Source organism: Algoriphagus aquimarinus (assembly GCF_900112005.1).
Classification (GTDB): Bacteria; Bacteroidota; Bacteroidia; order Cytophagales; family Cyclobacteriaceae; genus Algoriphagus; species Algoriphagus aquimarinus.
This window is the reverse complement of record NZ_FOKK01000009.1, coordinates 42,456-55,179: the sequence shown is the minus strand read 5'-3', so window position 1 is coordinate 55,179 and position 12,724 is coordinate 42,456. Positions and strand designations below refer to the sequence as shown.

11 protein-coding genes are annotated in these 12,724 nt (G+C 41.1%); 8 read left to right on the top strand and 3 right to left on the bottom strand.

The features are described from left to right. Positions 1–197: 197 nt before the first annotated feature. The 6 genes from BM291_RS12875 (at position 198) to BM291_RS12850 (ending at position 9,148) form a co-directional block, all read left to right on the top strand. Positions 198–575 carry a PH domain-containing protein gene (locus tag BM291_RS12875; protein ID WP_092898046.1) on the top strand — a complete coding sequence of 126 codons (378 nt, stop codon included), beginning with the start codon at positions 198–200 and terminating at the stop codon, positions 573–575. 663 nt (positions 576–1,238) lie between these two features. Beyond that, positions 1,239–2,453, top strand: coding sequence for a hypothetical protein (locus BM291_RS12870; RefSeq protein WP_092898044.1), 1,215 nt, complete (start codon positions 1,239–1,241; stop codon positions 2,451–2,453). Positions 2,454–3,006: 553 nt separating this feature from the next. After that, positions 3,007–4,182 (top strand): DUF4856 domain-containing protein, encoded by a 1,176-nt coding sequence (locus BM291_RS12865; RefSeq protein ID WP_092898042.1) that lies wholly within the window; start codon positions 3,007–3,009, stop codon positions 4,180–4,182. Between the two features lie 74 nt (positions 4,183–4,256). Next, positions 4,257–5,384, top strand: coding sequence for an imelysin family protein (locus BM291_RS12860; protein WP_092898040.1), 1,128 nt, complete (start codon positions 4,257–4,259; stop codon positions 5,382–5,384). Continuing rightward, a complete protein-coding gene (locus tag BM291_RS12855) occupies positions 5,371–6,747 on the top strand; it encodes an HTTM domain-containing protein (RefSeq protein WP_245786863.1) in 1,377 nt (458 codons plus the stop codon). The genes BM291_RS12860 and BM291_RS12855 overlap by 14 nt, the downstream gene beginning before the upstream one ends. Then, positions 6,728–9,148: a TonB-dependent receptor domain-containing protein gene (locus tag BM291_RS12850; RefSeq protein WP_092898038.1), complete on the top strand. Its 2,421-nt coding sequence runs from the start codon at positions 6,728–6,730 to the stop codon at positions 9,146–9,148. Before BM291_RS12855 ends, BM291_RS12850 begins: the two co-directional genes overlap by 20 nt. Before the next feature lie 883 nt (positions 9,149–10,031). On the opposite strand, the gene BM291_RS12845 is transcribed toward BM291_RS12850, so the two are convergent. The 3 genes from BM291_RS12845 to BM291_RS12835 form a co-directional block, all read right to left on the bottom strand. Next, the gene (locus BM291_RS12845) at positions 10,032–10,307 is read right to left on the bottom strand and encodes a DUF4235 domain-containing protein (protein ID WP_092898036.1); all 276 of its coding nucleotides are present in this window, start codon (positions 10,305–10,307) and stop codon (positions 10,032–10,034) included. A gap of 567 nt (positions 10,308–10,874) precedes the next feature. Continuing rightward, positions 10,875–11,318, bottom strand: a complete 444-nt coding sequence (locus BM291_RS12840; protein ID WP_092898034.1) for a hypothetical protein — start codon at positions 11,316–11,318, stop codon at positions 10,875–10,877. A 19-nt stretch (positions 11,319–11,337) separates the two neighbouring features. After that, positions 11,338–11,949 carry a hypothetical protein gene (locus BM291_RS12835; RefSeq protein WP_092898032.1) on the bottom strand — a complete coding sequence of 204 codons (612 nt, stop codon included), beginning with the start codon at positions 11,947–11,949 and terminating at the stop codon, positions 11,338–11,340. Between the two features lie 83 nt (positions 11,950–12,032). Here BM291_RS12835 and BM291_RS12830 point away from each other — a divergent pair, with 83 nt between their 5' ends. Both BM291_RS12830 and BM291_RS22430 read left to right on the top strand, forming a co-directional pair. Beyond that, complete coding sequence (locus BM291_RS12830; protein ID WP_092898030.1) at positions 12,033–12,239, top strand: helix-turn-helix domain-containing protein; 207 nt, start codon at positions 12,033–12,035, stop codon at positions 12,237–12,239. Further along, positions 12,229–12,501, top strand: a complete 273-nt coding sequence (locus tag BM291_RS22430) for a very short patch repair endonuclease (protein WP_262481221.1) — start codon at positions 12,229–12,231, stop codon at positions 12,499–12,501. The genes BM291_RS12830 and BM291_RS22430 overlap by 11 nt, the downstream gene beginning before the upstream one ends. The last annotated feature ends 223 nt before the right edge of the window (positions 12,502–12,724 follow it).

The window sequence follows — 12,724 nt, the reverse complement described above, 5'->3', positions numbered from 1 at the left end:
TTGATTGTCATTGGACCTATAAAACTCGGAGAAATGTCTTTACTGAGACTTTCAAACCATTTGATAAGTGCTGAATAGCAGGATGTAGTTAGGTCACATTAGCTTTCCATTTATCTAAATTTTCATAATTAGAAATGAAAACTAAGCCGCTAATCTTTTTAACTTAGGGAATCAACTAACCAATCCTAAAAATTATAATGGGCATTTTCAATAAAATACTGGGTAATGCAAGTGAGGTCTCTGTAGAGAAGCTGACAGAGAAGTACGGAAGATTACTTGCTGAGGGAGAGCAGATCGAGTTGGGATTTCAGCTGATTCGGGATACGTTTATGTTTACAGATAAGCGCCTTATAATTATTGATGTACAAGGACTTACCGGAAGCAAGGTGGAGTATAAGTCCATGCCTTATAAGAGCATATCCAGGTTTTCACTGGAAACAGCTGGTACCTTTGATTTAGACGCCGAACTTAAGATTTGGATATCCAGTGAGAATATGCCTTCCGTCAGTAAGCGATTCAATAAAAGCATTGATGTATATGAAGTACAAAGATACTTAGCTGCTAAAGTGATGTAGGAGTGCCTTATTGGAATGATTCCTTGGCCTAGGCGCATCCGTCAAAACAATTACCGTCGCTTGTATTGCTGAAAAACCATAGTCGGATTGAACTTTGTGCATACTAAGATCTCAAGATCAATAGCTTATCTACCAGTAAGGATATCAAAGAATTATAAGTTTTGGTATTCTTGATACCAATTGGAACAGGTATCAAATAGCTGTGTGGCCGAGCTTGTCGAGGCCATTTACCTAATTACATTCCACTGGCAAAGAAGCGTATAATCATATAAATTAATAACCAAATAGCAATGACTATGAACAACTATAAAAGATATCTATCCACCACTTCAAGTGTTCTTCTTTTGCTCCTCTCCATTCCGAGCTTTGTCTATTCACAAATACCAAAAGATATACCCAAACCAACAGGTCCTATTGACTTTTCCGAGACCAGCAACGTGGTCATTTTTTTGGTCATACCTGCTCTTATTCTTGTCGTGTACTTAATTTTTAGACGCAGAATTAGAAAAGTGAAGAAGGATAAAAATGAGAAGTTGAGATAAGTTAAGCAGGTTGGTGCAAATCTGGCGGGGAAGAATCTCTCTTACTAAGTAATTCCTCGAAAATCCAGTTGTTTAATGTGGGTAATCATGTTTTGAATTACTCATTTCTTACTTTAGGATCATGAAACAGTTACTTTACCTCTTTCCCCTAATTTTTTTGCTTTCCTGCCAACAGTCTAATGAGCCGGAAGCCCAAGTTGAATTCCTTACTTTTCCTGGAAATGGAATTTCATCCCTTTCTGTTTTAACTTCAGATGGAGAGAATCTTCTGCTATCCTATGTGGAGCAGCTCAACGATTCTACCTACGGACTGTTCTATTCACAATTGAAAAATGAGCAGTTCAGCAGTCCCCAACTTATTACGCAGGGTACCGACTGGTTTGTCAACTGGGCTGATTTCCCAGCTATTGCCCAAAACAAGGGGAACCTATTGACACATATACTCCAAAAATCCGCTCCGGATAGTTATGCCTACGATATCAAATTAAACGTGCTTCCCAAAGGCCAGCAAAGTTGGAAAACAGGCCTTCCATTGCATCAGGATAGTACCTTGACTGAGCACGGTTTTGTCAGTACTATTGCAAGTAGTGACAGTACATTTTTCCTGACTTGGCTAGATGGTAGAAATACCGGAGGGTCTGGACATGAGCACGCTGGGGCCATGTCCATCCGGGCAGCCGAAGTGGATCTGCAGGGAAATGTACGCTGGGACGAACTTCTGGATGCACGAACCTGTGACTGCTGTCAAACTTCCGTAGCTATGACAGGGAGGGGACCTGTGGTAGTTTATAGAAACCGATCTGACCGGGAAATCCGGGATATTGCTATTACCAGACTAGTAGAAGGCAACTGGACCGAACCCATGATTATTCACGCAGATGGCTGGGAAATCAAAGGTTGTCCCGTGAATGGTCCCAAGGTAGCAGCTCGAGGAGAGACTGTACTGGTGAGTTGGTTTACAGATGTAAACCAAAGTGCACAGGTTAAACTGGCATTTTCTTCCGATGCTGGAGGCAGTTTTGATGCCCCGCAACTTATAGGTTCTTCAGGTGATATGGGTAGGGTAGATGTGGCACTCTTGGATGAGGAAAATGGGTTGGTCTCCTGGATGGGGATGGAAAATGATTCTACTTTTCTATTCGTTCGCAGGGTAAATAAAGCTGGAGATGAATTCCCAGTACGAAGAGTGACAACTATGGATCTTACGAGAAATAGTGGCTTTCCCCAAATGGAAATTCATGGAGGAAAAGTCTATTTTGCCTGGACCAACCTAGAACAAAAAGAAAGTAGCATAGGGCTTAGCAGTATTGAATTAACTGGGCTACTTGGCCAATGATATTAGTTGAGTTGACACAAGTGTCATCATAAAGCCTTATTTGTATATATCCTTTCTTAGAAGGCAATTGATAGGTTTTCTTTCACCCGCATGCTCTCTTCAGGGGGTATAAAGTCATTTTTTAAATTGGCAGTATACTCTTCTCTGGAACTAGCTTAGCCTAAGCATACTATCGTAGCTACCTACAAAAAGTGTTAGTTTTAAATTAATCGCTTTTTCTCCCAAATCTTTTTTTAAATTTTATGTATATCCGCTTTTCTACCAGTAAAGAGGGAAAAGCAATCTAGAATTTGTTCAAATTTATAATTGAGGTCACTTCGGTCTTCGGTCATCGGTCTTCCGACCAGATAAACAAAGAATCTAAGGCAACTGGCATCATTGCGGATAATCACATTAAATATTTTCTTAAAAATATTCGGACTGTTTTTTACCCATAATCAGGAGGTTACAATTGACTAAAAGTTTTTTATTTAGAATTTATCCAAATAACCTTTTTAGAATTAGTCTAAATAAATACCTTTGCCTCAGATCTCAATTAAACCATCGATTTATAATGTTTCAGTATTTCAAAAAACCTCAGGTATGGATAGGGCTTGTCTTGTTAGGAAGCACCGCCTGCGAAAGCGAATCAGATAATCCAAAACTTAGAGCTAGCGTAGAATACAGCAGCCTAGACTCCAATAGTTCTTACACTTCACAATTCCTGGATGCGAATGGAACTTCCACAGTATCCTTAGAGGAAGGAAATATCTCTCTGATGATGTTTCAGTCCTTGAACAAGTACGTGACGACTAACGTCAGTGCAAACACCCAACTGGATAAGACCATACTTTCTAATCTATTTACGAATACTCAGTCTCCTTTTTCAACGCTGGAATTAACAGGTGATTTATTCACTGCTGCTGATTTGAACAGCTCTGACATCAGCTTAAGCGAGAGAGTTGCAACTTCCAAATCCGCACAGGAAATTGAAAGCACTAAAGCAAACTTCGAATTACTTTTTGCAGAAATTGAAGGCATAAGCTTATCTCTCAATGAGGAAGCGGCAGTGAACAAGGCCGGCAAACTAGGAACTTACCTTTTAAATGAGGACGGAGTTGAAGTGGCTCAGGTCATTCAGAAATCTTTGATTGGAGCATTTCAGCTTGATTACATTGGCAACGTGCTTTTATCAGCTGGTTTAAATGCTGATAATTCTACACTAGTAGCTGGAACAAACTACACGCAACTTGAGCATAACTGGGATACAGCCTACGGTACGCTTACTACTAATCCAATCTACCTGGAAGGTTTCACAGACAGTGAGAAAGGAACTGTATCTGAGTTTGGTGCAGGATCCTACATCTGGGAGTACAATAAAGCGAGCTATGCTAAAATCTACCCTGCATTTCTAAGAGGAAGAGCTGCGATTGCTAACAATGACCGTGTTGAATTAGAAAATCAAGCCTTATTTATCCGTCAGGAATTTGAAAAAGCGTTGGCCAATGCTGCCCTAGGTTATTTAGGTAAGTGGAGAACTAGCGCAACTGAAGATAAGAGAGCGCATGCTATTGGCGAAGCCATTGGATTCATTTACTCCTTACGATTTGCTACTGCTTATCAAGCTGATGCCAGTTTCTCAGACTCAATCTTACTCGCACTTATTGGAAGTGACAATGGATTTTGGGACTTGGACGCTTCTAAAATCAGCAACGCTGAAGCTGCCATTAAGGCGAAGTTTAACCTCTGATAAATAAAGATTTCCAAAAATGTATCGGCCTATTTACTGGGTCGATACTTTTTCATTTCTGACAAAGCATAACGATGAAAAATAATAAGGTTCTAATTCTATTTCTGCTTTTGGCTGCCATGAGTAGCTGCGTAGATTCTACCGAGAAGATCACTCAGCCGGACGTTTCCAATGACCGAAAAGAAATGCTGACTTTCTGGGTAGAGGAATTGATTCTTCCTTCTTACGCTGAGTTTGACAAGGATCTGCAGGCTATGGTGATCAGTGCAGAAGAATTCACCACCAATCCCACTGAGGCTAGCCTATCGGCTTTTAGAACCTCCTGGACTGAAGCTTATATCTCTTGGCAGAATGTAGAAATGTATGAGGTAGGACCTGCTGAGAAATACACCCTGAGAAGTTTCTATAATATCTATCCTGCGGATGTAGCCGGAATTCAGAACAACATCAATTCAGGTACTGCCAATCTAAACCTGCCCTCCGCTTATGCCCAGCAAGGATTTCCAGCTTTGGATTTCCTTCTCAATGGAGTAGCAGCTCAAGACGAAAACATCCTTGCCTTTTATCAAGACTCAGAAAAAGGAGCACAGAGACTTTCTTATGTAAATGTGCTTGTGTCCAGAATGAATACCCTGTTAGATCAGGTCATCTCTGATTGGAAGGGAACTGCAAAAGCAGATTTTATCAGTCGAACCGGTTTGGATATAGGTTCATCCACTGCCTCCCTGGTGAATGCTTATGTGCTTTATTATGAGAGACATGTGAGAAGCGGGAAATTTGGTATTCCTTCAGGAGCAACAATTGCCAGTGCAGGCACTCCAAATCCTGATAAAGTGGAAGCTTATTACAAAAAAGACATTTCAGGGAAATTAGCTAAGACCGCTCAGCTAGCTTTCAGCAATTTTTTCAATGGAATTGCAAATGGAAAACAAGGACCATCCTTGAAGTCCTATTTGAATTCAATTGATGCAAAAGATCCTAGCACTGGAAAATTACTATCGGAATACATCAATGAGCAATTTTCAATTATAGAAAATCTTGTTGAAGCCTTATCGGATGATTATTACTATCAAATAGAAACTGATAATGATGCCATGGTTAAGGTGTATCAGGAGATGCAAAAAGCTGTGAGAATTCTTAAGGTTGACATGACTTCAGCCATGAGCATCACCATCACTTACACAGACAATGATGGTGACTGATCTGAAAACATCATTTTCATCCTATTTAAACCAGACATCATCCGCTGCAGCCTTGGCTGTTTTCAGGATGATGTTTGGTGTTTTGATGATGATCAGTATGTTGCGCTTTTGGTACAAGGGCTGGATTTTTCAGCTATACATTGAGCCAAAGCATCATTTCACTTTTTATGGTTTCGAATGGATAAAGCCATTAGGACCCTATACTTATCTACTTTTTATCGTGGCGATTCTATCCGCATTGCTTATCTGCATTGGGCTATTTTACAGGGGAGCGAGCATGCTGTTTTTCCTTAGCTTCACCTACATAGAGCTGATGGATAAAACCACCTATTTAAACCATTACTATTTCATCTCACTGCTCAGTTTTCTCCTGATTTTCTTGCCAGCAAATGCCTATTTCTCTGTGGATGCCTGGAGAAAACCCAGTATAAACTCAGACAAAATTCCAAGCTGGTGCACTGATTCCATCAGGTTGCTAGTAGTTATCCTGTATTTCTATGCCGGGCTAGCCAAGCTGAACTCTGACTGGTTATTCCATGCCTTGCCTATGAAAATATGGCTACCGGCAAAAAATGATATTCCGCTTATTGGAGGATTATTCAACGAACTGTGGGTGGCGTACCTGTTCAGTTGGATCGCTTGCCTATATGATTTGAGTATAGCTTTTCTCTTGCTCTATAAGCCTACCCGTAAACTGGCTTTCCTTTCAGTGGTTACTTTCCACTTGCTTACCTCGCTACTCTTTCCGATTGGGATGTTCCCTTACATCATGATAGGGACGGCAATGATCTTCTTCTCTACTGGATTTCACCATGCCCTGATTGGGAAAATAGCTGCAATTCTCACCATTAGCCATTCCTTTCTTACACCTGTTCGAACCTATAGTTTTTCGAAGTTCCAGCAAAATCTTGCAACAGGTGGACTGCTTATTTTCTTCTCCTTTCAGCTTCTTTTACCCTTTAGATACCTGCTATATCCGGGTGAGTTGTTCTGGACGGAGGAAGGTTATAGATTTTCCTGGCGTGTTATGCTTATGGAAAAAATGGGGGCAGCCTCATTCATTGTAAAGGATGAGTTGGGGAAAACCATTGAGGTGGATAACAAGGAGTTCCTGACTCCACAGCAGGAGAAAATGATGGCAACACAGCCGGATATGATGCTGCAGTATGCCCATATTCTCAAAGAACATTATGAAATAGCGGGTTTTAAAAACCCTGAAATCTATGCGGACACCTACGTCTCTCTAAACGGAAGAATAGGAAAAGCACTGATTGACCCAACTGTCGACCTGTCAAAGGAAAAAGAATCATTTCGCCCTAAATATTGGATATTACCATTTCAAGATGAAATTAAAGGTTTATAACACCCTGATATTAAGCTTGTTTCCGCTGATCCTGATGGCTCAGCACAAACTGAGCGGAACTGTCAAGTCTGCTGAGGATCAGAGCATCATTGCAGAATGCACGGTCTACCTGAATGATGGATCCAAATTGGTAGAGGTAAATAAGAAAGGAGAATTCAGTTTCGATAAGCTTCCTGATGGAGCCTATACGGTACATTTCACCAGTGAATCCTTCCAGTATAAAAATATACAAGTGCTTATCTCTGGAAAAGATCAAACCCTGCAAGTCCTATTAACTCCCCAAAGCCAAGACTTAGCCGAAACGGTAGTGACAGATTCAGGGTCGGATTTTGGGCTTGTCAGAATGCGCTCTGTGGATGATATGGGACTTTATGAAGCTAAAAAGTCTGAGGTGATTTTAACCGAGAATTTGACAGCAAACCTATCTACCAACAATGCCAGACAGGCTTATTCCAAAGTGGCCGGCTTGAATATCTGGGAAAATGATGGGGCAGGACTTCAGCTCAGCATAGGAGGCAGGGGCTTGGATCCCAATCGCTCTTCCAATTTCAACACCAGACAAAACGGCTACGACATTAGCGCAGATGCCTTGGGCTATCCTGAGAGTTATTATACTCCGCCATTGGAAGGTGTAGGGAAAATTCAAATCGTCCGTGGAGCGGCTTCCTTGCAGTATGGAACTCAATTCGGTGGGCTTATCAACTTCCAGATGAAGCGCCCGGTGGAAGATAAAAAGTTTGAACTTACAGCCAGACAGACCCTGGGCTCCTTTGGATTCTACAATACCTTTACCAGCGTCAGTGGCACTGCAGGCAAACTCAGTTACTACTCCTTTTTTCAATACAAAAAAGGGGAGGGCTGGAGACCGAATTCTCAATTTGAGAGCTATAATTTTTACTCAAACATCAATTACCAGCTTTCTGAGAAAACCAGTGTGGGTGTGGATTTCACCAAGATGTCTTACCTCGCCCAGCAGCCGGGTGGACTTACCGATGAGATGTACCTGCAGGATCCCCGACAAAGCAACAGGGAGAGAAACTGGTTTCAGGTGGATTGGAATCTTTATGCCCTGCATTTGGACCATAAATTCAATAAAAGTAATTCCATCAATCTTAGAGTTTTCGGCTTAAATGCCAACCGCTATTCTGTGGGCTTTCGTCCCAACCGTGTAGCAACTATAGACGACAACTCGGAAAGAGATTTGATCAAAGGGGATTTCGAAAACTGGGGAGCAGAACTTCGATATTTGAAAAGATACACGATAGGGAATATTCAATCGATAGGACTTGCGGGCATCAGGTATTACCATGGGTATAACCATAGCAGTCAGGGCTTTGGTAGCACAGGATCAGATGCTGATTTTGACTATGTGCCAGGGGAAAATAAGTTGCTCAATGATTATGAGTTTCCTAATAGAAATACCTCTCTTTTTATGGAAAACATCTTTTTCATCAATGAGCAGTTTTCCATAACTCCAGGGGTACGATTTGAATACATCAAAACCTCATCTGAGGGATATTATGCGACGGAATTTAAAGATCTTGCCGGCAATATTTTGGATAGAACAGTCACTGAAGAGTCCAGGTCAAGTACCAGAAGTTTCCTGATAGGAGGGCTGGGTTTCAGCTACAAGCCTACGCAGCAGGTAGAACTGTATTCCAATATTTCCCAAAATTACAGATCCATTACCTTCAGTGACATGCGGATATCTAATCCCTCCGCGACCATAGATCCCAACTTGCAGGATGAAAAAGGCTATTCTTTGGATTTGGGAATTCGCTCAGATCAGGGAAAAATCCTCAATTACGACCTGAGCTTTTTCTATCTGAATTACAACAATAGAATTGGGGAAGTGCAGTATTACAACGAAAGCAATAGAGTGCTTAGACAGAGAACCAATATAGGGCAAGCCATCCTAAAGGGCCTAGAAAGTTATGTGGAGTGGAATTACATCAACACTTTCCTACCTGAAAACAAGCTTTGGAAAGGATCTGTTTTTACCAATATTGCCCTTATTCACTCCCAGTATAAACTGAGCGAGGTGCCTGGAATCACAGGCAATCAAGTGGAGTTTGTTCCCAAACTCAACTTCAAAAGTGGTGTAGCTTTGGGTTACGATAAATTCAAAACCTCCCTACAATACAGCTTCCTTAGTGACCAATTTAGTGATGCCACCAATGCCACTGAAGGCGGTGTTTCGGCAGTAGTAGGCTTGATTCCAGCATACCAAATTCTGGATTTGAGTTTGTCTTATGAATTCCAAAAATTCAAGCTGGAAGGTTCCGTAAACAATTTGACAAATACCATCTATTTCACCCGAAGAGCCACAGGATATCCAGGGCCCGGAATTCTGCCTTCCGACGGTAGAGGCGTGTATCTGACGCTACAGTTTAAGCTGTAAATGCAGCTACATAACTAGGTGCTTTGCTTATGCTCTCCTTTCCTATGTAAAATGAATACTTAGGCTAAAGACGGAAAACGATGGCCAGTTTTTTTTAACCTCCATCTGAAGATGGAGGGAATTGATTTGGCACTGCTCGGATGTTAGTTTGGCATTGCTATCAATAGGAATGTGGCTTCAGCCCATTCCTATGTAAAATGAATACTTGGACTAAAGCCGGAAAACTATGGCAGAATTTTTTTTTAATCTCCATCTGAAGATGGAGGGAATTGATTTGGCACTGCTCGGATTTTAGTTTGGTATTGCTATCAATAGGAATGTGGCTTCAGCCCATTCCCATTGAATATAACAATCACAATGGGGCTTTAGCCAAATTTCCAAGATCACCCTACCGATAGCTTTGCTGATGTTTGGTAAAGAATTGGGGGGATGGGGTCGTTTATTTCCCAGTTGATACTCATGGGCTTCAGCCCATTCCTATGTGCATGAATATTTGGGCTAAAGCCGGAAAAAGGTGGCCAGTTTTTTTTAACCTCCATCTGAAGCAGGAGGGAATTGACTGGGCAGCGCTCGGAAGTTAGTTTGGTATTGCTATCAATAGGCATGTGGCTTCAACCCATTCCTATGTAAAATGAATACTTAGGCTAAAGCCGGAAAACGATGGCCAGTTTTTTTTAACCTCCATCTGAAGCAGGAGGGAATTGACTGGGCACTGCTCGGATGTTAGTTTGGTATTGCTATCAATAGGAATGTGGCTTTAGCCCATTCCTAATTGTAGATAAAATTCCCAACCGGGGCTTTAGCCAAAAGACAATTTGACTACTCCCAGAGAGGGTAAAGGAATTAGTGCCTCTCGCATCATTGCGGACACTAGTATTCTTTTTTAATTCAAATGCTTTGGAACTTCACCATCCAATGCTTTCCACTGTTTGGTGAAATATTTCCTCACAACAAGTTTTACAGTGATACCAATTGCTGCTGTAAGGGTGGTATAAAGAATCACTTTCCCTATAGATGCTTCATCAGTCTCTGGATTTTTTGGGGCGGGTTCCCCAGTATATGCCTCATATCGATTATCAACGGCTGCTTTTGCCAATGCTGCCACTCCAACAGAGAGAATAGCTGTCAGAATAGTGAATTTGTTTTTTGAAAGCTTCATACAATCTTTTTATAAATAAATTCAAACACCATGCACAAATCCAATATTCAGCGGCATTGCTATCAATAGGAATGTGGCTTCAACCCATTCCTATGTAAAATGAATACTTAGGCTAAAGCCGGAAAACTATGGCCGAATTTTTTTTAACCTCCATCTGAAGATGGAGGGAATTGACTGGGCACTGCTCCGATTTTAGTTTGGCATTACTATCAATAGGAATGTGGCTTCAGCCCATTCCCATTGAATATAACAATCACAATAGGGCTTTAGCCAAATTTCCAAGATCACCCCTCCAATAGCTTTGCTGATGCCTGGTAAAGAAATGGGGCGATGGAGTCGTTTAGATTCCATTTGATACTCATGGGCTTCAGCTCATTCCTATGTGGAATGAATACTTAGGCTAAAGCCGGAAAACGATGGCCGAATTTTTTTTAACCACCATCTGAAGCTGGAGGGAATTGATTTGGCACTGCTACGATTTTGGTCTGGCATTGCTATCAATAGGAATGTGGCTTCAGCCCATTCCCATTGAATATAACAATCACAATGGGGCTTTAGCCAAATCCTTTAAAAATATGTTTTTCCAGTCTGCTGTCTAAAAGCATTCAACAGCAACTCACCAGCGGTCATTTCCCCCCGTTCATCTTTTAGCATTACATGGATCTTCAAGGTTTGTAGGGGTTTTGTATTATTCTCATTTTCCAGAATATGGACTATTTTTCCCGACACATTCAATCCTTCTTCTGTTACAACAGTGGCATAATGTCCTATGAGCTCGAAACTGTCCCATTCCACCACTTCCAGATCCTCCAGTTTCACCATATTGATAGAGGGAAAAGAAAACCCTGTGCCCAATGCCAAAATATCTGCCCAAGGCGTATCAAAATGATCATGATCTTTAACTTCTAACAGTAAGTACAACTGACTTGGGTCTTCTTCAGGATATGGTGTGTGAAACTTGACTAAATGACCTCGCTTAAGCATGATTGGGTTTTCTTCAATTGCTTTCATAGAGTTTAGGTTTTACTTTTCAAAAAGGACGTTGTTTTATCTGATCCAATACAGCAGGCCTTAGGTCTTCTATTAACTGAAACTTTTCATTGGTTAAATACCCCACCACCAAGTTCTCTGTATCGAAGCCTTGTGTTTTGTAAAACAAGGAAATAGCTTTCAAAGCTGCTTCGGAGTAATTAGCTGCTCCCCATGTCAAGTTGACCTTTCTGAATACAAGTCTCTTGTTTTGAAATTCCTGTACGGTTATATATCCATCAAAATGCCTTGAAATTGAATTGATCCTATCCTCAGTCCCCAAGGACACCATCACGTACTGCGTTACCGGAGCAAAATTCGCATAGTTCTGATTAATCCATTCTATTAGCTTCAAAGCAGAATCCATCGCCTCTTTTGGGTTTTCAAACCATTCTGGCCAGTCTAGGCTGTCAAAATCATATCGACCCAGTATTCCTTTCATTTGGTTAAGACATAGAAAGTAGGGATCGGATGGATATTCATCGAGGTGTTTCATGATGGAAATCAAAAACTCACCGTCAAACCCTAAGAACTCCGCATAGCCATTGGCTTCATCCAGATCACTGAGCTTCCAGTTTTCTGGCAACAATTCAGGTAAATGTTTTTTGTACATGATATCTTTAGTAAAATGCTGCTGTGATTAGTATAACTAAATATACTAAAAAATTTAAATGTTTACAATAGTAAACAAAATATATGGACATAAAAGAGATATTTGGAGAAAAAGTAAAGTTACTAAGAAAAGGTAAAGAGCTGTCACAAGAGGAGTTAGCTCTTAAATCAGGCCTCAACCGCCCTTACATCTCGGGCATCGAGCAAGGTAAACGCAATGTATCGCTCGAGGTAATGGAGAAGCTCGCTGAAGCATTGGAAATTCACATTAAAGAACTGTTTGAAGAATGAACCCTACATACGGCCCAAAATAGCAATCCCCCAATTCTGCGAGGAAAATGGGTTCTACACTACCAAGACCAGGTCCTATAACATGTCTATGATCAGGGCTAAGAATACCAAGCCAGAAAAGCTTCTAAAGAAAGCCTTATGGCAAGCAGGAGTGAGGTATAAAACTCCAAAGAAGCCTCTCTATGGCAAGCTTGAGATCAGTCTCAAAATGTACAAACTCGTCATCTTTGTAGACGGCACCTTCTGGCATGGCTATGATTAGGACAACTGAAAACATACGATCAAATCCAACCGTGAATTCTGGATCGCCAAGATCGAACGGAATATGCAGCGGGATCAGGAAGTCAATGACTACTATCAATCAAAAGGATGGATAGTTTTTCGGTTTTGGGATTTTGAGGTGAAAGTGGAGTGGGGAAGGTTGCTTAATAAATAGTCCCATCGGGACGTACGATCACTTAGCCAGCCATTTCAATGGCTGGAAA

Bases quoted from the DNA above. Each gene is read 5' to 3' on its own strand.
- BM291_RS12855 (WP_245786863.1), top strand. From the start codon at position 5,371: ATGATGGTGACTGATCTGAAAACATCATTTTCATCCTATTTAAACCAG.
- BM291_RS12875 (WP_092898046.1), top strand. From the start codon at position 198: ATGGGCATTTTCAATAAAATACTGGGTAATGCAAGTGAGGTCTCTGTA.
- BM291_RS12870 (WP_092898044.1), top strand. From the start codon at position 1,239: ATGAAACAGTTACTTTACCTCTTTCCCCTAATTTTTTTGCTTTCCTGC.
- BM291_RS12850 (WP_092898038.1), top strand. From the start codon at position 6,728: ATGAAATTAAAGGTTTATAACACCCTGATATTAAGCTTGTTTCCGCTG.
- BM291_RS12845 (WP_092898036.1), bottom strand. From the start codon at position 10,307: ATGAAGCTTTCAAAAAACAAATTCACTATTCTGACAGCTATTCTCTCT.
- BM291_RS12830 (WP_092898030.1), top strand. From the start codon at position 12,033: ATGGACATAAAAGAGATATTTGGAGAAAAAGTAAAGTTACTAAGAAAA.
- BM291_RS12835 (WP_092898032.1), bottom strand. From the start codon at position 11,949: ATGTACAAAAAACATTTACCTGAATTGTTGCCAGAAAACTGGAAGCTC.
- BM291_RS12860 (WP_092898040.1), top strand. From the start codon at position 4,257: ATGAAAAATAATAAGGTTCTAATTCTATTTCTGCTTTTGGCTGCCATG.
- BM291_RS12865 (WP_092898042.1), top strand. From the start codon at position 3,007: ATGTTTCAGTATTTCAAAAAACCTCAGGTATGGATAGGGCTTGTCTTG.
- BM291_RS12840 (WP_092898034.1), bottom strand. From the start codon at position 11,318: ATGAAAGCAATTGAAGAAAACCCAATCATGCTTAAGCGAGGTCATTTA.